Source organism: Streptomyces harbinensis, from assembly GCF_900116145.1.
Taxonomy (GTDB): Bacteria; Actinomycetota; Actinomycetes; order Streptomycetales; family Streptomycetaceae; genus Streptomyces; species Streptomyces carpaticus.
This window is the reverse complement of sequence record NZ_FPAB01000005.1, coordinates 151,428-173,978: the sequence shown is the minus strand read 5'-3', so window position 1 is coordinate 173,978 and position 22,551 is coordinate 151,428. Positions and strand designations below refer to the sequence as shown.

Genomic DNA, 22,551 nt, shown 5'->3' with positions numbered 1-22,551 from the left:
ATATGTGTCAGGGCTCGGTCTTCCCGGGCGACCGCCGGGGGCTATTGTGCGGTCCATGCAGACGCCGCAGAGCCCCGAGCACCCCGCCGTTCCCGACGCCACCGCGCCCGACAGGGACTGGGCCGCGGCCTCCGCCGACCCGCGGTACCGGGCGGCCGTGATCGACCTGCTGGGGGCACTGGCGTACGGGGAACTGGCGGCCTTCGAAAGGCTCGCCGAGGACGCCAAGCTGGCGCCCGGTCTGGCGGACAAGGCCGCGCTCGCGCGGATGGCGGCGGCGGAGTTCCAGCACTTCGAGCAGGTCTCCGAGCACCTGGCGTCCATCGCGGAGGAGCCGGTGACGGCGATGGAGCCGTTCGTCGGGCCGCTGGACGAGTTCCACCGGCTGACCGCGCCGTCCGACTGGCTGGAGGGCCTGGTCAAGGCGTACGTGGGTGACGCGATCGCCGCCGACTTCTACCGCGAGATCGCCTCCCGTCTGGACGCGGACACCCGGGGTCTTGTGCTGCGGGTGCTGGACGACACCGGGCACGCGTCGTTCGCGGTGGAGAAGGTACGGGCGGCGATCGAGGCCGACCCGCGGGTCGGCGGCCGGCTCGCCCTGTGGGCCCGGCGGCTGATGGGCGAGGCGCTGTCGCAGGCGCAGCGGGTGGTGGCGGACCGGGACGCGCTGTCCACGATGCTGGTGGGCGGGGTGGCCGACGGCTTCGACCTGGCGGAGATCGGCCGGATGTTCTCCCGGATCACCGAGGCCCACACCAAGCGGATGGCGGCCCTGGGCCTCTCGGCGTAGCACCCGCGGCCCGCGCGGGCGGCCGGGGCCCGGCGCCGGGGCGCCCGCGCACGGCTTGGACCGGCGCCCGGCACCCGGCGCCCGCCCCGGGCGGACGGCGCTCCCGCGAGGGAGGGCGCCCCTAGGACCTGGCGCGCCGGCCGCGCCGGACCGGGAGGCCGGTCGGGGCGGCCACCCGCGTCGCCGCCGGGGTCGGCAGCGGTGCCGCCGCGCCGCTGGTCTGCGGCATGGTGCCGGGCCGCTGCCCGGCCGGGCCGGCCGGCTCCAGCCGCAGCACGCGGCACTCGCGCTCCCAGCGTTCCAGCAGCGCCTCCTGGTCGGGCGCGTTCAGCCGCTTGCCCTTGAGTTCCCCGGCGGTCGCCCGCCACAGCTCGCTCCCCGGCGCCGGCTCGGTCACCCGGGCCGGCCAGACCACCAGCCGGCCGCCCTTGTCCTTGCTGCGGCAGGTCACCGTCGCCGTACCGCCGTCCGTCAGCCCGAGCCCGTCCAGCGGCTGCTCGCCGCGCCCGTCCCCGCCGACCAGGCACACCGCGCCCTCGTGCCAGACGTGCCACAGCGCGCGGGCCGGGCCCTGCGGGCCCCGGACCCACACCAGGGCGGACTTCTTCGCACTCTCTTCGATCAGGGCCCGGTCGAAAAGCGCCAGGTCCCGCTGCTCATCGGTCATGCTCGTCCGTCCTCGTCCGTCGCGTCCGCCGGTCAGTCCTCGTCGGTCACCATCTCGTCGCCGTAATCGAGGATCTCCTCCTCCGGCGGCGCGTGCAGCGTGAACTCCTTGTTCCAGTCCGTCAGCGTCAGCTCACCCGCCGCCCCGCCCCGCTCGAACCGCAGCGGGTACGGCGTCCCGATCAGCGAGATCTCCATCGCCCCGCCGGCGCCCTCACCCGCCTCCAGGCGGATCGTCTGCACCCCGCCCAGCTCACCGCGCTCGCCGATCGCCCGCTCGCCCTCCAGCGCCAGCAGCCCGTCCAGCAGCACGTTCCGGTCGGTGAACCCGCTCAGCTGCCCGTACGCCGGGTCCTCGGGCGCCACCCGCACATACTTCCCGTCCAGCTTGTGCGCGGGATCGGGGTCCGCGCTCTCCTCCCCGTCCTCGTCCTCCGGGTCGTCCTGCGACTGCCAGAACCCGGCGTCGGCCTTGATGAACAGGTCCTCGCCGACCCGCAGCAGCTCGAAGGTGGTGCCCTCGGTGGACACCTCCCCCACCCCGCCCCCCTCGCCGATCCGCATGTCCAGCCGGTACGTCGTGCCCTCGGTGATCACCGTGCCGGAGAGCCGCACGGCGGTGGCTCCCTCCACGGCGCCGCGCACCTCCTGCTCGATCTCCTCGGCGGTCAGCTTCGCCAGCCCGTTGGTGCCCTCGTCGGGGTCCTCCTCGCCGCCGCCGCACGCGGTGAGCGTCACACTCGCCAGCGCGCAGACGAACGCCAGCACAGCCCTGCGATACCTGGGCCATCCGGGGACCGCTGCCCTCACGTCGGCTGCCTTTCCTCGAAGGGGTCGGAGAGTTGAGGCGCAGCGTACCCGCACCCGCCCATCACCCCTCAAGGCAGTGGCCCTTGGACGCCCGGGCCGCCGTACCATCGGTGGCATGGCTACCGACACCCCCCAGCCCACGGACAGCGCCGTTCGGGCCGCGCTCGCCACGGTGAACGATCCGGAGATCCACCGGCCGATCACGGATCTGGGCATGGTCAAATCCGTGGAGATCGCCCCGGACGGCTCGGTCGCGGTCGGCATCTACCTGACGGTCCAGGGCTGCCCCATGCGGGACACGATCCACTCCGAGGTGACGGCGGCGGTGCGCGCCGTACCCGGGGTGAGCGGGGTACGGGTCGAGCTGGATGTGATGAGCGACGCCCAGCGCAAGGAGCTGGCGACCACGCTGCGCGGCGGCCAGGCGGAGCGGGAGGTGCCGTTCGCCCAGCCCGGTTCGCTCACCCGCGTCTACTGCGTGGCCTCCGGCAAGGGCGGGGTCGGCAAGTCCTCGGTGACGGTGAACCTGGCGGCGGCGCTCGCGGCGCGCGGCCAGAAGGTGGGCGTCGTGGACGCCGACATCTACGGGCACTCGGTCCCGCGCATGCTGGGCACCGACGGCACGCCCACCCAGGTCGAGAACATGATCATGCCGCCGTCGGCGCACGGCGTGAAGGTGATCTCCATCGGGATGTTCACGCCGGGCAACGCGCCGGTGGTGTGGCGCGGCCCGATGCTGCACCGCGCGCTCCAGCAGTTCCTCGCGGACGTGTACTGGGGCGACCTCGACGTGCTCCTGCTCGACCTGCCGCCCGGCACCGGCGACATCGCGATCTCCGTGGCGCAGCTGGTCCCCAACGCCGAGATCCTGGTGGTCACCACCCCGCAGCAGGCCGCCGCCGAGGTCGCCGAACGCGCCGGGTCGATCGCCGTCCAGACCCACCAGAAGATCGTCGGCGTCGTCGAGAACATGTCGGGGCTGCCCTGCCCGCACTGCGACGAGATGGTGGACGTCTTCGGCAGCGGCGGCGGGCAGCGGGTCGCGGACGGGCTGACCCGTACCACCGGCGCCGAGGTGCCGGTCCTGGGCACCATCCCCATCGACGTCCGGCTGCGCGAGGGCGGCGACGAGGGCAAGCCCGTGGTGCTGAGCGACCCGGACTCCCCGGCCGGAACGGCGCTGCGCACGATCGCCGACGCCCTCGGCGGCCGGCAGCGCGGGCTCTCCGGCCTGTCCCTGGGGATCACCCCGCGCAACAAGTTCTGAGGTCCGTGCGGTCTCCGAGGGTGGGCGATCCCCACCCTCGGGAGCACGGCACACCCACCGGTCTAGGTGTAGCTCTCCAGGTCCTTGATCACCGAGAACCCGAGGCCGTACGCGCTCATCCCCCGCCCGTACGCGCCGATGTGCACGCCGTCCCGGGCGGCGGCGGCCAGCACCCAGCCGTACTCCGACTCCCGGTAGTGGAAATCGGTCTGCACCCCGTCCACGGGCAGCTGGAGGATCGACCAGGCGCCGCCGTCCAGGTCGTTCGCCAGCTCCCAGGCGATCGCCGTCTGCTGGTCCAGCCAGTCCTGGCGCAGCGCCCGTTCCATCTGGGCCGGCCAGGTGCCGGCCAGCAGCCCCGCCCCGGCCAGCCAGGCCGCCGAGGTCACGGACGTCGCCTCCAGCACCCCCGTACCGTCCGGGCTGCGCCGCACCGGGCGGGACGCGACCGTCACCACCACCGTGAAGCGCTGCTCCTCCTGCCCCAGCTCGGTGAGCAGGGACGGCTCGTCGCCGTGCCCGGTGGAGCCGTGTTCGACGGTGCCATCGGTGGCGGTGCCCACCTGCATCAGCCAGCGCTGGCCGGTGAACGCCTCATCGAGCCCGTACCAGGGGAACCCGGCCAGCAGAAACCCGTCCACCGCCGCGCGGCGCGCCCCGGGGACCGCCTGGGGCGCGTCCTGCCCCCCGGACCCGGACGGCCCCGGGTCGCCCGTGGCGTCCTGCGGTTCTGCCCGACTCGTCGTCTCCATCTGCGCGACGCCTCCTCATTGCCCTCGTCCTGGGCACACCCCGGACATAGGGAGGATAGCCATCAGCGTCCTGGCAGGTGGGCAGGGTCGATGGACCGGTGGGCCCATATGACCTACAAGCGGGGTGAATCCACCCGGTCAGGTGGCGTCGGCGTCGAACGGCGGGGGCGCGTCGTCCCCCGCGGCGCCCGCCGGGGTGGTGCGCGCCGGGTCGCCGGGCTTGCCGAGGTCCACCGGGGTGCCGCCGGTCTTGGCCAGTTCCACCTTGCCCGGGGCGGGACGGCGGGGGGGCCGGCCGTTCACGGAGTCGGTGACCTCGGTCAGTTCCTTGCGGACATCCAGCTCGCTCAGTTCCTTGCGGACGTCCAGGTTGTCCCGCAGTTCCCGCAGGCCGTAGGAATCGTTCTTGTCGAGCAGGTGCTTCTGCGCGAACCGCTTGGGGTTGAGGTCCTCGAACTCGAAATCCTTGAATTCGGGGCCCAGCTCGGAGCGGATGTCGTTCTTGGCGCTGTCGGAGAAATCCCGGAGCTTGCGGATCATCCGGGCGGCGTCCTGGATCATCTTCGGCAGCTTCTCCGGCCCGAAGACCAGAATCGCCAGCACGATGATCACCAGGAATTCCAGTGACCCGATATCAAAGAACACCTGGCCGCTCCCTCACGCGTCTGGACGAAGCCACGGTACCGGCCGCGCGGCCGGGGCGGGAGGCGCGGGGCGCCATCGGACGGTAAACAGCGGGCCAGATCACACTCAGCCCCCCGATGCCTCACCCAGAGTGACCGGGACCTCCAGATCCTCGCCGTCGCGCTGCACGGAGAGCACCAGCGCGTCGCCGGGGCGGTGGCTGCGGATCCTGACGATCAGTTCGTCGCCACTGCGGACCCGCTCGCCGTTGACGGCGGTGATGACGTCGCCCTCGCGCAGCCCGGCGAGATCCCCGGGGCCGCCCGGTTCGACGGCGGTGCCGCTGTCGTTGCCGGCCGCGGTGCCGATGCGGGCGCCGGTGCCCCGGTAGCTGAGGTCGAGCGTCACCCCGATGACGGGATGGGTGGCGCGTCCGGTGTTGATGAGCTGCTCGGCGATGTCCTTGCCCTGGTTGATCGGTATGGCGAACCCGAGCCCGACGCTGCCCGCCTGGCCTCCCTCGGCCCCGCCGGACTCGGGCGCCCTGATGGCGCTGTTGATGCCGATCACCCGGCCGTCGAGATCCACCAGCGGGCCGCCGGAGTTGCCGGGGTTGATGGGGGCGTCGGTCTGGAGGGCGTTCACATAGGAGATGTCCGAGCCGTCCGACTCCTCACCGCCGGCGGTGATCGGCCGGTTGACGGCGCTGATGATGCCGGAGGTGACGGTGCCCGCCAGGTCGAAAGGCGCGCCGATCGCGACGACGGGGTCGCCGACCCGGACGCTGTCGGAATCGCCGAGCGGCAGCGGGGTGAGCCCGGAGACGCCGGTGACCTTGACGACGGCCAGGTCGTAGCCGGCGTCCTGGCCCACGATCTCGGCACTGGCGGTGTCACCGCTGTTGAAGGTGACCTGTATCGAGCCGCTGGTGCCGACCGCAGGGCGGACGACATGGGCGTTGGTGAGGATGTGGCCCCGGTCGTCGATGACGAACCCGGTCCCGGTCCCGGCCGAGCCGCCGCCCCGGACGTGCAGGGTGACCACGCCCGGGAGAGCGGCCTCGGCGATCCCGGCGATGCTGCCGGGCTCGGCCGCCGCCCGCTCGGAACCGGCCGCCTGCGGCAGCCGCACCTCGCTGAACTGTCCCTCGCGCTCCAGATACACCCCGACCCCGCCGCCGATGAGCCCGGCGGCGAGCGCGATGGCGACGGCACCGGCGATGAGCACGCCGCGCCGGGGCCGCCCGGCCCCGTCCGTCGCGGGGGCCGGCTCGTCGAGGGGCGGCACCACGGCGCCCCACGGGTCGTACCTGCGCAGCCCGTCCCCCGGCGGCCCGGCCGGCGGAGTACCCACGGCGGGCGTCCCACCCGGCGGCGGGTTCCCGGGCACGCCGGGATGTCCGGCCCCCGGCGCATGCGCGGGCGGCGGAGGCGTCGGCCCCCCACCGGCGGCGGGGCGGGCCACGCCGGGCTGCGCGGGGACCTCACCCTGCCGCTGCCCGTCCGGCACCGACCCGGCCGCGGTCCCCCCGGCGGGCGTCGGCGCACCCGCAGACGACGACGGCCCGGCCGTCCCGGCCGCCGGTGTCGCACTACCGGCGGAACGGCCGAGTGCCGCACCCGCCGAGCCGTCCGACTCCGGACGGCCGGCAGCACCGGCACCGGCAGCCTCACCGGGGCCGGAGGCCGCACCCGCTTCTGGTGTGGGTGTGGGTGTGGGTGTGGGTGTGGGTGTGGGTGTGGTCCGATCGGTCCCGGGAGCGCCCGGGTCACCGGGCGACGTACGCCCGGCCGTCCCGCCCCCTGAAGTGCCCCTGTCGGCGGAGCGGCGGGAGGCCGCGTCCGCCGCCGTTCCCGGCTTCGCGAGATCGATCGGCGCCCCGGACCCGGCGCCGGATGTCGTGCCATCGCCTCGGTCGTCAGTGCTTCCGGCTCTCGCCGACCGCTCGTCGGGAGAGCCACCATCCGTGGCAGCCGGGAGCGGACCCGCGCCCCGCCCCGTCGCCGGGCTCACCGCAGACGACTGCGGGCCACCCGGAGGGAGGTGCGCGCCGGTGGGCGCTTCCGGACTCGCCGGACCCGCTGCCGCAGCAGCGTCGGAGCCGTGGCCAGGTGTCCCGCCGGAGGGAAGCCGGCCGTCCGCGCCGGCCGCAGGCGTCGGCGCCGACATGTGTGAGGTACCGATGCCGTGTCCTGGCGTATCGGTCGCCGGCCGCCGGGCCGGGGCTTCCGGCACCGCCGGTACGGGGGGACCCGCTGCGGGCGGCTGCCCGGCCGTCACCGGCCCCACCGGCGCTCCCGCCCCCGGCGTGTACGTCCCACCCGCAGGCGTCTGACCGCTCGCCGCCCCCGCCGCGTACGTCCCACCCGCAGACGGGACCGGTCCCGCGCCCTGGCCCGTCCCCGGACCCGCCGTAGGCGTCGCCGTGCCGGTGGGTGGGGTGTGCGTGGGGTGCTGGACCGGCGGGGCCGGGGCCCAGGGGCCCGGCTGGCCGTAGGGCGGGGTGCCGTAGGGGTCCTGGCCCGGTTCGTCTTCTTCCGGGCCCCACGACGTGCTGCCCTGCCCTGTGTTCATCGCAGTCCCCATCGTGTCCGCACGGGCGTCTTCCGGCATTGGATTCAACCAGGTCCGCCCGGCGGATTCAGCGCGGGCTCACTGCTCCGAGGGCCGTGGTCGGTGAAGGTCCTGGGGAGGCGGTGAGGGGCCAGATGATCGGTTCGGTGTTCCACAGGGGCAGCGGGTACTGCTGGCCGCTCAGCGCCACCGGGCCCAGCGCACCCGAAAAGCCCTGGCCCATGGCGCCCACCGGCCGGAGGCCGGGGGTCTCCGCCGCCGGGTCGGTCGCCGTTTCCTCGACGCGGCCCGTCGTGCGGTTGCCGGCCATGGAGGCGGCGGTGCTGCCGGCCGCGGCCGGGTTGGCCGGGCCGGGGGAACCGGCCGTGGGCGGGGTGCCGAGGCCGGCGGTGCTGACCGCGCCCGCGATGGCGAAGGCCGCGACGGAGACCGCGCCGGCCGCCGCGAAGGCGAAGCGGTGGCCAGGACGGCTCTCCCGGGACGGCCGGGCCGGCTCCTGTATCCGGTGTATCCGGAAGCCGCGGTCGGGGCCGAGCCCCGACCTGCTCAGCAGGGACTCGCGCTCGGCGCCGCCGGGCAGCGCGGAGCCGCGGCCCAGGCCGAAGGGCCCGGGCCGCGGCGCTGTCGGCGCGCTCGGTGGCCCGGGCGGAGCGCCGCCCGCCGCGGGCAGGTCCTGGAGCCGCGCGAGCAGCCCCGAGGAGAGGGTGGGCAGCGGGCTCTCCGCGAACACGCTCTTCAGCCGCCGCTGCGCGTCCGCCTCCGCCTTGCAGTCGGCGCAGGTGGCCAGGTGCGCCAGCACCCGGTCCCGGCTGTCGTGGGACAGTTCACCGTCGATCAGGGCCGCCAGGCTCTCCCCGAGGTGCCGATCGGCCTGGCCCGCACCCTGTTCCGGGGCGACACTCACTCCGCTCCACCTCCGGCGAGCAGCGCGGGTTCGGGCTCGGCGGCGGGCACGGCCCGGCCGCGCGGCGAGCGGTGCTTGAGCGCCTTGCGCAGATGGGAGCGGCCCCGGTGGATGCGGCTGCGCACCGTGCCGAGCTTGACGCCCAGGGTGATGGCGATCTCCTCGTAGCTCAGCCCCTCGATGTCGCAGAGCACGACCGCCGCCCGGAAGTCCGGCGCGAGGGTGTCCAGCGCCTGCTGGACGTCCGCGTCGAAGTGGGTGTCGTGGAAGTGCTGCTGCGGGGTGGGCTCGCGGCTGGGCAGCCGGTCGGCCGCGTCGTCGCCGAGCGCGTCGAAGCGGATGCGCTGCTTGCGGCGGACCATGTCCAGGAAGAGGTTGGTGGTGATCCGGTGCAGCCAGCCCTCGAACGTCCCCGGGGTGTACGTGGAGAGGGAGCGGAAGACCCGTACGAAGACCTCCTGGGTGAGGTCCTCCGCGTCGTGCTGGTTGCCGGTGAGCCGGTAGGCGAGCCGGTAGACACGGGCGCTGTGGGTGCTGACGATCTCGTCCCAGCTGGGCGGTGCCCAGGCCTGGCCGTCGGGCCCCGCACTGAAGGTCGCGGTGGCGGCGGGGGCGCCGTCAGCGGATCCGGTGTCGGTGTGGGCTCCGTCAACGATGTCAGTCACAGAATTCGGCCCGCCGGAAGAGCGCCGGAAGCGTTGGAACACTCCCCTGCCCTCAGACGTGGCCGCACCTCCCCTGTCGGCTCTGGTGGTGTCCAGTGGAGTGCCTACCATAGCCACCTCGCCCGTTAACTCCGGATAAGCATTTATGACCGGCTTTCGGCCGCACGTCCGCCGAACCCCGGCAAGAGATCGAACGTCCGGACCGCCGATCCGGTTCCCGCCCGGAGTCGCTACAGTCAAAGCGCGCGAAAGACGGGGACAGGAGAAGGCCATTACCGGCAACCGGCTGACGAGCTGGGCGTTCGCTGAGGCGTACGGGTCTCCGGACGCCGAGAGCCCCGAGGGGGCCGCTCTGCGCTGGGCGCGGGACCGGTCGGTCGAGGGCGGGGTCCGGCCCGTCTCCCCGGGCGCGGGTGACACCCTGCGGCTGCTGACCGCCGCCTGCGGGGCGCGGGCGGTCGTGGAGATCGGCACCGGCACCGGCGTCTCCGGCATCCACCTGCTCCAGGGGATGCGGCCCGACGGTGTGCTGACCACCGTGGACATCGAGCCGGAGCGCCTCCAGTTCGCCCGCCAGGCCTTCCGCGCCGCCGGCTTCGCCGCCAACCGGGCGCGTTTCATCCCGGGCCACGCCCTGGACGTGCTGCCGCGGCTCACCGACGGCGGCTACGACCTGGTGTTCTGCGACGCCGACCGGCTCGAATACCTCGCCTACCTGGCAGAATCGTTGCGGCTGCTGCGTCCCGGCGGGCTGGTGGTGTTCGCCGGGGTCTTCGCGGGCGGGCGCACCGTCGACTCCGGGCCGCAGCCGACCGAGGTGCTCAAGCTCCGCGAGCTGCTGCGCGCGGTGCGCGAGAGCGACGCGCTCATGCCGGCGCTGCTGCCGGCCGGTGACGGCCTGCTGTGCGCCGCCCGCCGCTGACCCGGCCCGCGGCGGGCCGGGCCCCGTCCGGCCCATCCCGGGCCCCGTCCGGCCCGCGCCGGCCGCAGTCCCCCGCCGGCCCCGTACGCCCGCGCCGCCGGAACGGCCCCCGCACGCCGGAACGGCGCTGCCCCGGTCCTGGACGGACCGGGGCAGCGCCAAGGGTTCACAGCACTGGTGCTCGCCGGCTCAGCCGGTCACCTTCTTCAGCTCCTCATCGAGAGCGACCGCTTCGTCCGGGGTCAGCTCGACAACGAGCCGGCCGCCGCCTTCGAGCGGGACGCGCATGATGATGCCCCGCCCCTCCTTGGTCACCTCGAGCGGGCCATCGCCCGTCCGCGGCTTCATGGCCGCCATGCTCGTTCCCCTTCCTGAAACCGCTACATCGCAGCCGACAACCCGAGCGTCACCGGCATCGAACACATTGCTTCTCGGCCATTATCCCGCATCGAGTGACCCTCTGACCAACAGCGGGGGATCTCCCTTCGGCAACGCATGCTCCCATATCCCCCCAATTCACCAGTCCCGGTGGGGGATCGCCTCCCTATGCTGTCCCTCATGGCCGACACTGTGCTCTACCACGTCACCGAGAGTCTCGCGACCATTACGCTGAATCGCCCGGAGGCGATGAATGCCCTGGATGTCCGCACCAAGGAAGCGCTCCGCGACGCCCTGCGCACCGCCGCCACGGAAAGCGCGGTACGGGCCGTTCTGCTCACCGGCAGCGGGCGCGCATTCTGCGTGGGGCAGGACCTGAAGGAACACATCGGGATCCTCCGGAACACCACCCCCGACACGCCTTCCATGAATACCGTCGTCGAGCATTACAACCCCATCACCGAAGCCATCACGGAAATGCGCAAGCCGGTCCTGGCCGCGGTGAACGGCGCGGCGGCCGGTGCCGGATTCGGCTTCGCCCTGGCCGCCGACTACCGCCTCGTCGCGGAGAGCGCGTCGTTCCACACCTCGTTCGCGCAGGTCGGTCTCGGCGCGGATTCGGGTCTCTCCTGGACCCTGCCCCGGGTGGTCGGCCCCGGTACGGCGGCCGATCTGCTGCTGTTCCCGCGCTCCGTGGACGCCGCCGAGGCGCTGCGCCTCGGCATCGCCCAGCGCGTCGTCCCGGACGACGAACTTGCCTCCGCCGCCCAGGAACTGGGCCGCCGGCTGGCCGAGGGCCCGACCCTGGCCTATGCCGCGATCAAGGACGCGCTGGCCTACGGCGCCACCCACACCCTGCCGGAGTCGCTGGCGCACGAGGCCGAGTTGCAGCAGCGCGCCGGCGCGTCGGCCGACCACCGGGCCGCCGTGACCGCCTTCGTCGCCAAGGAGCGGCCCCGCTTCCGAGGGAACTGACGGGCCGGGCGCGCCGTCCGCGTCCGGCCGCCTTCCGCGGCGGGCCGGGCGGCGCGCGTCACACCGCGGGCCCGGCCGGGGGCGGCGGCCCGGGCAGCGGCGGCGGCCCGGGCACCCGGCCCAGCTCCGCCTCCAGCGCCGCGATCCGCGCGTCCCGCTCGGCCAGCTCCGCCGCCAGCCGGTCCAGCACGTCGTCGGTCTCCGCCATCCGGTAGCCGCGCGCCGCCAGCGGCAGCCGTACCGCGACCACGTCGGCGGCGGTCAGCGGCCGGTCCACCGGGAGCGGGTCGTGCGCGCGGTCCGGCTCGGCCTCGGGCAGCCCGCCCGTCACCGGACCGCCGGAGCCGTCGCCGCTGCCCAGGACCGCCAGCGCGACCGCCGCGACGACCGCCACCATGGCCGCCATCAGAAACCAGAACACCGCGCCGACCGCCTCTCCCTCGGATACGTACCGATGCGGGACCGATCGTGCCATGCCGCGCCCGTGGGTGGCGCCAGGTAGGTTCGTACCCGTGCCGAACCGCCGGACATGGGAGGGATGACCCGACAATGCTGCGCCTGGGGACGCGAGAGTTCGCGGCCGGTGAGCCGGTGATCATGGCCATCGTGAACCGCACGCCCGACTCCTTCTACGACCAGGGCGCCACGTTCGACGACGGCCCGGCGCTGGAGCGGGTGGAGCGGGCGGTGGCCGAGGGCGCGGCGATCATCGACATCGGCGGGGTGAAGGCGGGCCCGGGCCAGGAGGTGGACGCGGGCGAGGAGATCCGGCGCACGGCCGGGTTCGTCGCCGAGGTGCGGCGCCGGTACCCGGAGGTGGTCATCTCCGTGGACACCTGGCGGCACGAGGTGGGCGAGGCGGTGTGCGCGGAGGGCGCCGATCTGCTCAACGACGCCTGGGGCGGGGTCGATCCGAAGCTGGCCGAGGTGGCCGCCCGGCACGGGGTGGGCCTGGTGTGCACGCACGCGGGCGGCGCCCGGCCGCGCACCCGGCCGCACCGGGTGGTGTACGAGGACGTGGTGGCCGACATCCTGCGGACCACGGTGGGCCTGGCGGAGCGGGCGGTACGGCTCGGGGTGCGCCGTGACGGGGTGCTGATCGATCCGGGGCACGACTTCGGGAAGAACACCCGGCACTCGCTGGAGGCGACCCGGCGGCTCGGGGAGATGACGGCGACCGGCTGGCCGGTGCTGGTGTCGCTGTCCAACAAGGACTTCGTCGGCGAGACGCTGGACCGTCCGGTCAAGGACCGGCTGATCGGCACGCTGGCCACCACGGCGGTCTCCGCCTGGCTGGGGGCGCGGGTCTACCGGGTGCACGAGGTGGCGGAGACGCGGCAGGTTCTGGACATGGTGGCCTCGATCGCCGGGCACCGGCCGCCGGCGGTGGCCCGGCGCGGGCTGGCCTGAGCAACGGCCGGGCGGCAGGCGGCCCGGACGACGGCGGCCGGGCGGCCAAGGCGGCCACCCCCTGACGTACCGCACCTGCCCCGCCGGACCGGACGCCCGGGGCGGGGGCTGACGGGGCCGCCCGCGCAGCCGCTACGCCTTGGTGACCAGGGCGATCGCCTCGTCCTCGTCGTCGGTGATGTGGAAGAGGTCCAGGTCCTTCTCGGACGCCTTGCCACCGGCGATCATGGTCTGCCGCAGCCAGTCGGCCAGCCCCTGCCAGTAGTCGCGGCCGACCAGCACGATCGGGAACCGGGTCACCTTGCGGGTCTGGACGAGGGTGAGCGCCTCGAACAGTTCGTCCATGGTGCCCATGCCGCCGGGCAGCACCAGGAAGCCCTGGGCGTACTTCACGAACATCGTCTTGCGGACGAAGAAGTAGCGGAAGTTGACGCCGATGTTCACGTACTCGTTCAGCCCCTGTTCGAAGGGCAGCTCGATCCCGAGGCCGACCGAGACCCCGCCGGCCTCGGCCGCGCCCTTGTTGGCGGCCTCCATCGCGCCCGGCCCACCGCCGGTGATCACCGTGAACCCGGCTTCGGCGAGCCCGCGCCCGATGCGCACCCCGGCCTCGTACTCGGGCGAGCCGGGCGGCGTCCGGGCGGAGCCGAAGACGCTGACGGCCGGGCCGAGTTCGGCCAGGGCGCCGAAGCCCTCGACGAACTCGGACTGGATGCGCAGCACCCGCCACGGGTCGCCGTGCACCCAGTCGGACGGGCCCCGGGTGTCCAGCAGCCGCTGGTCGGCCGTGCCGGGCACCACCTGTTCGCGGCGGCGCACCACCGGCCCCAGGCGCTGCTCGCGGCGCGCGTCCGTGGCGGCCGGCCGGGACTCGGGGCTGGTGCTCATGTGTTGCTCCTTACGACGGTGCGTGCTCCTCACTCAGCGTACGGTGACAAAAGTGAAGCACTGGTGACAGGGCGCGGGACAGTGCGTGACCGGCGAACTCGCTACGCCGCGCCGAGCCAGGCGCGCAGCCGTTCCTCGCAGCGGGTGATGAGCGCGGTCTCCACCCGCTCGTCGCGCCGGTGGGCGAGGCTGGCCTCGCCGGGGCCGTAGTTCACCGCGGGGATGCCGAGCGCGCTGAACCGGGAGACGTCGGTCCAGCCGAACTTGGGCCGTGCCTGCCCGCCGACCGCCGCCATGAAGGCGCGGGCGGCCGGGTGGGAGAGGCCGGGCAGGGCGCCGGGGGCGTGGTCGGTGACCTCGATCTCCAGCGGTCCGCAGTCGGCGAAGACCTCGCGGACGTGGGCGATGGCCTGCTCCTCGCCGCGGTCCGGCGCGTAGCGGTAGTTCACGGTGACGACGCAGGCGTCCGGGATGACGTTGCCGGCGACGCCGCCCTCGATGCCCACGGCGTTGAGGCCCTCGTGGTACTCCAGGCCGTCGATGACCGGGCGGCGCGGCTCGTAGGCGGCGAGCCGGGCGAGGACGGGGGCGGCGGCGTGGATGGCGTTGGCGCCCATCCACGAGCGCGCGGAGTGGGCGCGCACCCCGGGCAGCCGCAGCTGGACGCGCAGGGTGCCCTGGCAGCCGCCCTCGACCTCGCCGGTGGAGGGTTCGAGGAGGACGGCGAAGTCGGCGGCCAGCCAGTCTGGGTGGACGGCGGCGAGGTGGCGCAGGCCGTTGCGCTCGGACTCGACCTCTTCGTTGTCGTAGAAGACGAAGGTGAGATCGCGGTTGGGCTCGGGCACGGTGGCGGCGATGCGCAGCTGGACGGCGACGCCGGCCTTCATGTCGGTGGTGCCGCAGCCCCACAGCAGGCCGTCCTCGTCCAGCCGGGAGGGGACGTTGCCGGCGATCGGGACGGTGTCGATGTGGCCGGCGAGCAGGACGCGTTCGGCACGTCCTGTGTCGGTGCGGGCGACGACGTTGTTGCCGTAACGGTCCACCCGCAGGTGCGGCAGGGCGCGCAGCGCGCTTTCGACGGCGTCGGCCAGCGGGCCCTCGGTTCCGCTGACCGAGGGGATGTCCACGAGCTGGGCGGTGAGGGCGGGGGCGTCGAGAGCGAGATCAAGTGCGGGTGGTTCCATGGCCACGAGGGTACCCGTGGGTGATCCGGCTGTGACGGAGACCGGTTACCGTAAGCGCGTGCCCGAACCCACCGCTTCTCCCCGACGTCGCAGGCTGGTCCGCGGCGGGTCCGCTGTCCTGGTTTTGGCCGCTGTGGCCGGTTACGGCGTGGTGCAGTACACGTCATCGCCGGGACCTGCGCAGCCGCCGCACTGCACGGTCGCGGGCGAGGGAGAGACCGCCTCGTTCACCATGCGGCCCCGGCAGGCCGCCAACGCCGCGACGATCGGCGCCGTCGGCACGGCGCGCGGGCTGCCGGAGCGGGCGATCACGATAGCGATCGCGACCGCCATGCAGGAGTCCAGTCTCTACAACATCGATTACGGCGACCGGGATTCGGTGGGCCTCTTCCAGCAACGGCCGAGCCAGGGCTGGGGCACGGTGGAGGAGATCATGGATCCGGTGTACTCGGCCGGGCAGTTCTACGACCACCTGGTGGAGGTCGAGGACTATCTGACGATGCCGCTGACCGAGGCCGCGCAGGAGGTGCAGCGCAGCGCGTTCCCGGACGAGTACGCCAAGCACGAGCCGCGCGCCTCGCTGCTGGCCGCCGCGCTGACCGGCCGGTCCCCCGCCGCGCTGAACTGCACGGTCGGGGAGGACGGGGTCGATCCCTTCCTCGCCGCCGAGGTGCCGGAGCGGATCCGGGCGGAGTTCGGCGAGCTGCCGGTCGGTGCCGACGGGGAGCTGGTGACGGTGGGCCTGTCGCCGGCGGAGCACGCCCAGCGGGGCTGGGAGCTGGCGCACTGGTCGGTGGCGCACGCGGCCGAGCTGGGGATCGAGCGGATCCAGCTGGGCAACCGGGTGTGGGAGGCGAAGCGGTCCCGGGAGGGCTGGCGGGAGGACGCCGACCGCTCGGACAGCGCGCTGGACGGGACGGGGGGCCGCAGCGTGGGCGACGAGCTGGTGCTGAGCATCCTGGCGCCGCCGGAAGGCGAGCCGGAGAGCGGCCCGGACAGCGCCCCGGAGACGGAGCGGGACACCGAGTAGCCGCGCGGTGGCCGTACCGGCCGGGCCCGGGCCCGGCCGGTAGCGCACGCCCCAGTTACTTTACCTTCCGGATGGTAAAGTAACTGGTTATGCGTCCCAGCTCCCGCCCCCTCATCCTGGATGCCGCCATCCGCGTCACCGAACGCGACGGCATCACCGCCCTCACCCTGGAATCCGCCGCCCGCGAGGCCGGCGTGACCAAGGCCGGCCTGATGTACCACTTCCCCAGCCGCGAAGACCTGCTGTTCGCCATCCAGAAACACCTGATCACCCGGTGGGAGGAACGGCTGGCCGAACTGCTCGGCAAACCGCTGGCGGAGGCGACCGTCCGCGAGTCGACCACCGCCTACACCATCGAGGGCGCGGCCAACACCGCCAGCAAGGCGGAGCTGACCTTCATGCTCGAATCCACGGCCCAGCCCGCCCTCGCCCGGCAGTGGGACGAGCTGATGCACCGCTGGGCGCCGCTGCCCGAGCGCCTGGAGGAGCCGGCGGACGTCGATCTGCTGCTGGCCCGGATGGCCTCCGACGGCATGTGGCTGTACGAGGCCACCTCCGGCGCCCCGCTCCCCGCCCCCCTCAAGGCCGCCCTGGTGGAGCGGATCACCGCCCTCACCGACCCCGCACGCCCGCGGGCGTAGCACCCTCACCGACAAGGAGAACGACGTGAGCAGCGCCAAGCGCTGGTGGATCCTGGTGACCGTCTCGGCAGGTCTGCTGCTGATCTCGGTGGACATGACCGTCCTGTACACCGCCCTGCCGACGCTGACCGAGGAACTGTCCGCCGACGCTTCGCAGAAGCTGTGGATCATCAACGCCTATCCGCTGGTGATGGCCGGTCTGCTGCTGGGCGCCGGCACCCTGGGGGACCGGGTCGGCCACAAGCGGATGTTCCTCATCGGCCTGACCCTGTTCGGCGCCGCCTCCCTGCTGGCCGCCTTCGCGCCCACCCCCGGCGTGCTCATCGGCGGCCGGGCGTTCCTGGCGGTCGGCGCCGCCGCGATGATGCCGGCCACCCTCTCGCTCATCCGCATCACCTTCGACGACGAGCGGGAACGCGGCATCGCCATCGGTGTGTGGGGCACGATGTCCGTCTTCGGCATGGCGATGGGCCCCATCGTGGGCGGGCTGCTGCTCGAACACTTCTGGTGGGGTTCGGTCTTCCTCATCAACGTCCCCGTGGTGCTGGTGAGCCTGGTGGCCGCGGCGCTGCTGGCACCCGGCGGCTCCGGCAACCCCGACAAGCCCTGGGACCTGCTCGCCTCCGTACAGATCATGGCCGGCCTGGTCGGCACCGTGTACGCGATCAAGGAGCTGACCAAGCCCGCGCCGCAGCCGCTGCACGTCGTCCTGGCGCTGCTGGTGGCCGCCGCCGGGTTCTGGCTGTTCATCCGCCGCCAGCGCGGCATGTCCCACCCGCTGATCGACTTCGCGCTGCTGCGCGACCCGCGCATCATGGCCGGGGTCGCGGCGGCGGGCCTGGCGATGTTCGCGGACGCCGGGATCCAGCTGGTGCTCACCCAGCGGCTGCAACTGGTCCTCGGCCTCTCCCCGCTGTCGGCCGGCCTGCTGGTGGCGGCCGTCGCCCTGGGCGCGCTGCCGGCCGGCGTCATCGGCGGCGCCCTGCTGCACCGGGTCGGCACCCGTCCGCTGCTCGTCGGCGGGCTGCTGCTCACCGGTACCGGCGCGCTGCTCACCCTGGGCATGACGCCGGGGACGGTGCCGTTCCTCGCCCTGGACCCGGACCACTCGGCCTGGATCATGCCCGGGCTGGTGGTGGTCGGCGCCGGAGCCGGGCTGGCGATGACCGCCGCCTCGGCCGCCATCATCGGCAACGCCCCCAAGCACCGGGCCGGGATGGCCGCCTCGGTGGAGGAAGTCTCCTACGAGCTGGGCTCGCTGTCCGGCGTCGCGATCCTCGGCAGCCTGCTCGGCGCGCTGTACACCTCCACCATCCGGCTGCCCGAGGGCGCGCCCGACTCCGCGCGGGAGGGCCTTGACCAGGCCATCGCCGCCGCCGGCGAACTCCCCGACGGCCAGGCAGCCGACGCGCTGCTCGCCGCCGCGCACCAAGCCTTCGACCACGGCTATACGGCCACCCTGCTGATCGCTACGGTGGTCCTGGTGGGCGGCGCCGCCCTCACCGCCCGGCTGCTCTCCCGGCCCGCCCCGGCCCCCGTCGTCCCCACGGCGCCCGAGGACGAACCGGCCGTCAGCGACGCCGGGCACCTGGTCACGAAGGGAAACCCCACGGAGTGAGCCTCAGCCTCCTCCTGCTCATGGCAACCGCCCTGAGCGCCGCCGTGCTGCTGCCGCGCGCCCTGACCCGGGCCGAATGGCCCGGGCGGGAGCCGGTGGTGGCGCTGTGGGTGTGGCAGTGCCTGGTCGGCACCGTGCTGTTGTGCGCGCTGGCCGCCCTGCTGCTGGGCGCGGCGGCCGTGTTCGACACGGTACGGGCCCAGGTGTTCGCGCCCGCGCCGGAAGCCGTCACCGCGGCCTACAACCTGCACGACGTACCGCTGTGGACGGCCGTCCTCACCCTGCTGCTGGCCTGCGGAGCGGCCTGGACCGCCGCCATGCTGGCCCGGCAGCTGACCGAGGCGTACCGCACCCGCGCTTTGCGCCGGGCCCGGCTGCGCGAGCGGGCGCCCGATCTCCCCGCCCCGCTGCTGCCCTCCCGGCCCGGCCCGCTGCTGGTCCTGGAGGACGAGTACCCGGACGCCTGGTGGCTGCCCGGCGGCGACGGCCAACTGGTGATCACCACGGGCGCGCTGCGCCGGCTCACCGGGCGCCGGCTGGACGCCGTACTGGCCCACGAACGCGGTCACGCGCGGGCCCGGCACGACTGGCTGCTCCAGCTGTCCGGCGCGCTGGCCACCGGCTTTCCGCGGGTGCCGCTGTTCGCGCACTTCTGCGAACAGACCCACCGGCTGGTCGAACTCGCCGCCGACGACACCGCGTCACGGCGCTGCGGTCATCTGGACACCGCGCTCGCGCTCATCGAACTGAACGAGCACCGGGGCGTGCTGTCCTGCTCCTCCAGCCGGCGGCAGCTCGGCGACCGGGTGGACCGGCTGCTGGAGCCACCGGTCCGGCTCACCCCGGCCCGCCGCCGTACGGCCGCCGCGGCGGCGGCACTCGCTCCGTTACTGCCACTCCTGATCACGTTCGGGCCAGGTCTGTTCGCACTGTCCCCGCTGCAATAGGCCACGGAGCGGCCATTTTTGCGCAGAGCTGATCATGCGACGCATTACCAATCCTTTACCCGGCGAGACCGCAACCTCCGAGCCCCTCCGAGCGATAGGCACGGCAACGCACCACAACGCACCACTTCTCGCCAAAGGAGCATCATGTCCAACCCCCTCCAGCGCCGTGTGACCAAGGCCGCCATCGTGCTCGCGGCCGCCGCCCCGCTCGTCGGCGCCGCCGGCCAGGCCAGCGCCCTGGGGCTGCCCACCAACGGGGAGCTGAACGGGATCACCAACCTGGACCCCGCCACCCTGGGCAACACGGTCGAGGGCGTCACCAAGACCGCGGGCGGGCTGACCGGCGAGGAGAACCGCACGCTGCCGGCGCTCGGCGAGACCGCCAACACCGCGATCCAGGGCACCGTTCCGGCCGCCCAGCAGGTCGTCGGCGAGCTGGCCGCCGAGGTCGCCACCGAGGGCGCCGGGGCGCTCGGCAAGACCCTCACCTCGGCCGCCCCGGTCAACCCGACCTCGGCCACCCAGCTGCTCGGCGGCCTGCCCATCGGCTGACCGCCGGCCGCCGAACCGGCCCGCCTGCGGAGCCCCCGGGGACGCCTCCCGCCCCGGGGGCTCCGCGCTGTCCGCCGTCAGGACAGCCGCCGGACCGCCTCTGCCACTCTTTCTCCCCCAGCCTCCGGCCGGGGGCGCCCCCAAGGTCAGGACAGCCGCCGGACCGCCTCTTCCACCCTTTCGTCCGTGGCGGTGAACGCCACCCGCACGAAGCGGTCGCCCGGGGGGCCGTAGAACTCGCCGGGCGCCACCAGGACGCCCTCCTTGCTCAGCTCCGCCACGGTCTCCCAGCACGGCTCGTCCCGCGTCGCCCACAGGTACAGCGACGCCTCGCTGTGCTCGATGCGGAAGCCCCGCCCCTCCAGCGCCCCCCGCAGCGCGGCCCGCCGCGCCGCGTACCGCTCGCGCTGCACGGCCACATGCGCGTCGTCCCCCAGCGCCACGGTCATCGCCGCCTGCACCGGGGCCGGCAGCATCATCCCGCCGTGCTTGCGGATCTGGAGCAGTTCGCCCAGCACCGTACGGTCGCCGGCCAGGAACGCCGCCCGGTAGCCCGCCAGGTTGGACCGCTTCGACAGCGAGTGCACCGCGATCAGCCCGTCCACCGAGCCGCCGCACACCGCCGGGTCCAGCACGGAGACCGGATCGGCCTCCCAGCCCAGCTCCAGGTAGCACTCGTCGCTCAGCAGCAGCACCCCGTGCCGGCGCGCCCACTCCACGGCGGCCCGCAGTTCGGCCACGTCCAGCACCCGGCCGCTCGGGTTGCCCGGGGAGTTCAGCCAGGCCAGCTTGAGCCCGGCCGGGTCGAGGTCGGTGACGGCCCCGGTGTACGGCACGGGTTCGGCCCCGGCCAGCCGCGCGCCCACCTCGTACGTCGGGTAGGCCGGCTGCGGGCAGGCCACCTTGTCGCCGGGGCCGAGCCCGAGCTGGGTCGGCAGCCAGGCCACCAGTTCCTTGGAGCCCACCACCGGCAGCACGTTCGGGTGGTCGAGCCCGGCCGCGTTCGTCCGGCGGGCCAGCCAGCCCAGGATCGCCTCGCGCAGCGCGGGGGTGCCCCACACGGTGGGGTAGCCGGGGCTGTTGGCGGCGGCCGTGAGGGCGTCCTGGATCAGCGCGGGCACCGGGTCCACCGGGGTGCCGATCGACAGATCGACGATGCCGCCGTCGTGCGCGGCGGCGGTGGCCTTGTACGGCTCCAGGCGGTCCCAGGGGAAGGCGGGCAGCCGGGCGAAGAGGGACGGCACGGGGTGGCTCACTTTCTGGTCCAACGCGACGGTCCCGCTCGGCTGCTGCCGTGCGGGACCGGGTGTCACGGGTACGAGGTGTACGAGGGGTACGACGGCTCGTTCACCGTCTCACTCGTCGTGCTCCTGCGGGGGCAGCGCGGCGATGAAGGGGTGGTCGCGCTCGATGAGGCCGAGCTTGCTGGCGCCGCCGGGCGAGCCCAGCTCGTCGAAGAACTCCACGTTGGCCTTGTAGAAGTCCTTCCACTCCTCCGGGGTGTCGTCCTCGTAGAAGATCGCCTCGACAGGGCACACCGGCTCGCAGGCACCGCAGTCGACGCACTCATCCGGGTGGATGTACAAGGAACGCTGGCCCTCGTAGATGCAGTCGACCGGGCACTCCTCGATGCATGCCTTGTCCTTCAGGTCGACACACGGCTGCGCGATGACGTAGGTCACGCTGTCAGTCCTCCTCGGTAAGGGGCGGCAATCAGCCGCTGGGCGCGCGGGGGCGCGGCGTCGTCGATGCTCACCCTCTAGTATCGCGGGTCGAATGGACAAGAAGTAATCCGAGGGGCGGACAAGACGGTGGAGTTCACCATGGGCGGACGCCTCAAGGTTACGATCACCCCCGCTGACCTGGGCAAACGCGTCTCTGTTCGGACCATCGCCGCCCCGGGTGACGCACCGGCCCGCTATACGGACACGGTGGGGGTCCTCACGTCCTGGTCGGACGGCGTGCTGAGCATCACACGGCGGGACGGGCAGCGGGTCGAGCTCGCCGAATCCGGCATGGTGGCCGGAAAGACCGTGCCGCAGGCCCCCGCGCGCCGCCGGGGCACCCCGGCGGCCTCCGCGCGGGAGCTGACGGCGGTGGCCGGGCGCGCCTGGCCGGGTACGGAGACGGAGCGGATCGGCGACTGGCTGCTGAACGCGGCCGGGGGCTGGACGGCCCGCGCCAACTCGGCGCACCGGGTGGGCCCCGGCGATCCCGATCCGGAGCGGATCCGCCGGTGGTACGCGGCGCGCGGGCTGCCGGCCCGGATCCAGGTGGACACCGGCGCGGCCGGCACCGACGAACTGCTGGACGCCGCGCTGGAGCGGGCCGGGTGGCGGGCGGAGCGGCCGGCGATCCTGCGGGTGGCGGCGCTGGCGCCGCTGGCCGACCGGGAGCCGGATCCGCGGGTCCGGGTCGGGCGGGAGCTGACCGGGGAGTGGCTGGCGGCCTATCCGCGGCATCGCGAGGCCCCGGACCACGCGCCGCGGGTGCTGGCCGGCGGTCCTTCCGTCCATCTCGCCCGGGTGCCGGGCGCGGCGGTGGCGCGGTGTGTGGTGGACGGGCGCTGGGCGGGGTTCGCGGCGGTGCGGGTGGCGGCGGAGTACCGGCGGCAAGGGCTGGCCACGGCGCTGATGGCGGAGCTGGCGCGGGTCGCGCTGGCGGAGGGCGCGAGCGCGGCGTACCTCCAGGTGGAGCCGGACAACGAGGGGGCCCGGGTGCTGTACGACCGGCTGGGCTTCACGGATCACCACCACTACCACTACCGGACGGCGCCCTGACAGGCGCCCGGGGCGGTGCGGTCGTCAACGCCGCGCCGCCCCGGGCTACGGCACCCGCACGGCCGTACCGCCTCAGTCTGGGCTGTCCGCATATCGGTGCCGGGTCCGGCAGGTTGCTGCCGTGTTAACCCCGGCAAGGGCCTGGTGTCGGCACATTTCCGGAAGTTGAAC

Annotated in this window: 23 protein-coding genes and 1 pseudogene; 11 read left to right on the top strand and 13 right to left on the bottom strand. The window is 73.9% G+C overall.

The window, feature by feature from the left end; all coding sequences use genetic code 11:
• Nucleotides 1-46: 46 nt before the first annotated feature.
• On the top strand, nucleotides 47-793 hold the full coding sequence (locus tag BM385_RS15755) for a ferritin-like fold-containing protein (protein WP_026047616.1): 747 nt from the start codon (nucleotides 47-49) through the stop codon (nucleotides 791-793).
• Between the two features lie 121 nt (nucleotides 794-914).
• Here the strand turns inward: BM385_RS15755 and BM385_RS15750 are convergent, their stop codons facing one another.
• Both BM385_RS15750 and BM385_RS15745 read right to left on the bottom strand, forming a co-directional pair.
• The gene (locus BM385_RS15750; RefSeq protein ID WP_093843415.1) at nucleotides 915-1,460 is read right to left on the bottom strand and encodes a hypothetical protein; all 546 of its coding nucleotides are present in this window, start codon (nucleotides 1,458-1,460) and stop codon (nucleotides 915-917) included.
• Nucleotides 1,461-1,492: 32 nt separating this feature from the next.
• Nucleotides 1,493-2,227 (bottom strand): hypothetical protein, encoded by a 735-nt coding sequence (locus tag BM385_RS15745; protein WP_019434902.1) that lies wholly within the window; start codon nucleotides 2,225-2,227, stop codon nucleotides 1,493-1,495.
• 157 nt (nucleotides 2,228-2,384) lie between these two features.
• On the opposite strand from BM385_RS15745, the gene BM385_RS15740 reads away from it, so the two are divergent.
• Complete coding sequence (locus tag BM385_RS15740) at nucleotides 2,385-3,536, top strand: Mrp/NBP35 family ATP-binding protein (RefSeq protein ID WP_051131178.1); 1,152 nt, start codon at nucleotides 2,385-2,387, stop codon at nucleotides 3,534-3,536.
• Between the two features lie 62 nt (nucleotides 3,537-3,598).
• Here the strand turns inward: BM385_RS15740 and BM385_RS15735 are convergent, their stop codons facing one another.
• The 5 genes and pseudogenes from BM385_RS15735 to sigE form a co-directional block, all read right to left on the bottom strand.
• Entirely contained in the window at nucleotides 3,599-4,288 is a 690-nt protein-coding gene (locus BM385_RS15735; protein WP_019434900.1) for a hypothetical protein, read from the bottom strand.
• Between the two features lie 138 nt (nucleotides 4,289-4,426).
• Entirely contained in the window at nucleotides 4,427-4,933 is a 507-nt protein-coding gene (locus tag BM385_RS15730) for a sec-independent translocase (protein WP_019434899.1), read from the bottom strand.
• A gap of 105 nt (nucleotides 4,934-5,038) precedes the next feature.
• A pseudogene (locus BM385_RS15725) lies at nucleotides 5,039-6,454 on the bottom strand (S1C family serine protease); the annotation flags it as partial.
• Between the two features lie 1,099 nt (nucleotides 6,455-7,553).
• On the bottom strand, nucleotides 7,554-8,390 hold the full coding sequence (locus tag BM385_RS27835; RefSeq protein ID WP_019434897.1) for an anti-sigma factor family protein: 837 nt from the start codon (nucleotides 8,388-8,390) through the stop codon (nucleotides 7,554-7,556).
• Entirely contained in the window at nucleotides 8,387-9,166 is a 780-nt protein-coding gene (sigE, locus tag BM385_RS15715; protein WP_093843414.1) for an RNA polymerase sigma factor SigE, read from the bottom strand. Before sigE ends, BM385_RS27835 begins: the two co-directional genes overlap by 4 nt.
• Nucleotides 9,167-9,200: 34 nt before the next feature.
• Between sigE and BM385_RS15710 the strand changes: the two genes are divergently transcribed.
• Complete coding sequence (locus tag BM385_RS15710; protein ID WP_078576253.1) at nucleotides 9,201-9,977, top strand: O-methyltransferase; 777 nt, start codon at nucleotides 9,201-9,203, stop codon at nucleotides 9,975-9,977.
• 189 nt (nucleotides 9,978-10,166) lie between these two features.
• Here BM385_RS15710 and BM385_RS15705 read toward each other — a convergent pair whose 3' ends face one another.
• Complete coding sequence (locus BM385_RS15705) at nucleotides 10,167-10,334, bottom strand: DUF3117 domain-containing protein (protein ID WP_019434894.1); 168 nt, start codon at nucleotides 10,332-10,334, stop codon at nucleotides 10,167-10,169.
• A 201-nt stretch (nucleotides 10,335-10,535) separates the two neighbouring features.
• Between BM385_RS15705 and BM385_RS15700 the strand changes: the two genes are divergently transcribed.
• Complete coding sequence (locus BM385_RS15700) at nucleotides 10,536-11,330, top strand: enoyl-CoA hydratase-related protein (RefSeq protein WP_093843632.1); 795 nt, start codon at nucleotides 10,536-10,538, stop codon at nucleotides 11,328-11,330.
• A gap of 58 nt (nucleotides 11,331-11,388) precedes the next feature.
• Here BM385_RS15700 and BM385_RS15695 read toward each other — a convergent pair whose 3' ends face one another.
• A complete protein-coding gene (locus BM385_RS15695) occupies nucleotides 11,389-11,751 on the bottom strand; it encodes a DivIVA domain-containing protein (RefSeq protein WP_019434892.1) in 363 nt (120 codons plus the stop codon).
• A 128-nt stretch (nucleotides 11,752-11,879) separates the two neighbouring features.
• Here BM385_RS15695 and folP point away from each other — a divergent pair, with 128 nt between their 5' ends.
• Nucleotides 11,880-12,740 carry a dihydropteroate synthase gene (folP, locus tag BM385_RS15690; protein WP_093843413.1) on the top strand — a complete coding sequence of 287 codons (861 nt, stop codon included), beginning with the start codon at nucleotides 11,880-11,882 and terminating at the stop codon, nucleotides 12,738-12,740.
• A 132-nt stretch (nucleotides 12,741-12,872) separates the two neighbouring features.
• Here the strand turns inward: folP and BM385_RS15685 are convergent, their stop codons facing one another.
• Both BM385_RS15685 and dapE read right to left on the bottom strand, forming a co-directional pair.
• On the bottom strand, nucleotides 12,873-13,628 hold the full coding sequence (locus tag BM385_RS15685; protein ID WP_019434890.1) for an LOG family protein: 756 nt from the start codon (nucleotides 13,626-13,628) through the stop codon (nucleotides 12,873-12,875).
• 101 nt (nucleotides 13,629-13,729) lie between these two features.
• On the bottom strand, nucleotides 13,730-14,812 hold the full coding sequence (dapE, locus tag BM385_RS15680) for a succinyl-diaminopimelate desuccinylase (RefSeq protein WP_019434889.1): 1,083 nt from the start codon (nucleotides 14,810-14,812) through the stop codon (nucleotides 13,730-13,732).
• 58 nt (nucleotides 14,813-14,870) lie between these two features.
• Between dapE and BM385_RS15675 the strand changes: the two genes are divergently transcribed.
• The 5 genes from BM385_RS15675 to BM385_RS15655 all read left to right on the top strand — a co-directional run bounded on the left by BM385_RS15675 (nucleotide 14,871) and on the right by BM385_RS15655 (nucleotide 19,600).
• Nucleotides 14,871-15,842, top strand: coding sequence for a VldE C-terminal domain-containing protein (locus BM385_RS15675; RefSeq protein WP_428836461.1), 972 nt, complete (start codon nucleotides 14,871-14,873; stop codon nucleotides 15,840-15,842).
• Nucleotides 15,843-15,931: 89 nt separating this feature from the next.
• Nucleotides 15,932-16,483 (top strand): TetR/AcrR family transcriptional regulator, encoded by a 552-nt coding sequence (locus tag BM385_RS15670; RefSeq protein ID WP_019434887.1) that lies wholly within the window; start codon nucleotides 15,932-15,934, stop codon nucleotides 16,481-16,483.
• Between the two features lie 25 nt (nucleotides 16,484-16,508).
• Nucleotides 16,509-18,101 carry an MFS transporter gene (locus BM385_RS15665; RefSeq protein WP_093843412.1) on the top strand — a complete coding sequence of 531 codons (1,593 nt, stop codon included), beginning with the start codon at nucleotides 16,509-16,511 and terminating at the stop codon, nucleotides 18,099-18,101.
• Entirely contained in the window at nucleotides 18,098-19,048 is a 951-nt protein-coding gene (locus tag BM385_RS15660; RefSeq protein ID WP_019434885.1) for a M56 family metallopeptidase, read from the top strand. The genes BM385_RS15665 and BM385_RS15660 overlap by 4 nt, the downstream gene beginning before the upstream one ends.
• Before the next feature lie 144 nt (nucleotides 19,049-19,192).
• Nucleotides 19,193-19,600 (top strand): hypothetical protein, encoded by a 408-nt coding sequence (locus BM385_RS15655; protein WP_019434884.1) that lies wholly within the window; start codon nucleotides 19,193-19,195, stop codon nucleotides 19,598-19,600.
• Between the two features lie 146 nt (nucleotides 19,601-19,746).
• Here BM385_RS15655 and dapC read toward each other — a convergent pair whose 3' ends face one another.
• Both dapC and fdxA read right to left on the bottom strand, forming a co-directional pair.
• Nucleotides 19,747-20,844, bottom strand: coding sequence for a succinyldiaminopimelate transaminase (gene dapC / locus BM385_RS15650; RefSeq protein ID WP_093843411.1), 1,098 nt, complete (start codon nucleotides 20,842-20,844; stop codon nucleotides 19,747-19,749).
• 111 nt (nucleotides 20,845-20,955) lie between these two features.
• A complete protein-coding gene (fdxA, locus tag BM385_RS15645; RefSeq protein WP_019434882.1) occupies nucleotides 20,956-21,282 on the bottom strand; it encodes a ferredoxin in 327 nt (108 codons plus the stop codon).
• Between the two features lie 129 nt (nucleotides 21,283-21,411).
• Between fdxA and BM385_RS15640 the strand changes: the two genes are divergently transcribed.
• The gene (locus BM385_RS15640) at nucleotides 21,412-22,380 is read left to right on the top strand and encodes a GNAT family N-acetyltransferase (RefSeq protein ID WP_026047612.1); all 969 of its coding nucleotides are present in this window, start codon (nucleotides 21,412-21,414) and stop codon (nucleotides 22,378-22,380) included.
• Nucleotides 22,381-22,551: the final 171 nt, after the last annotated feature.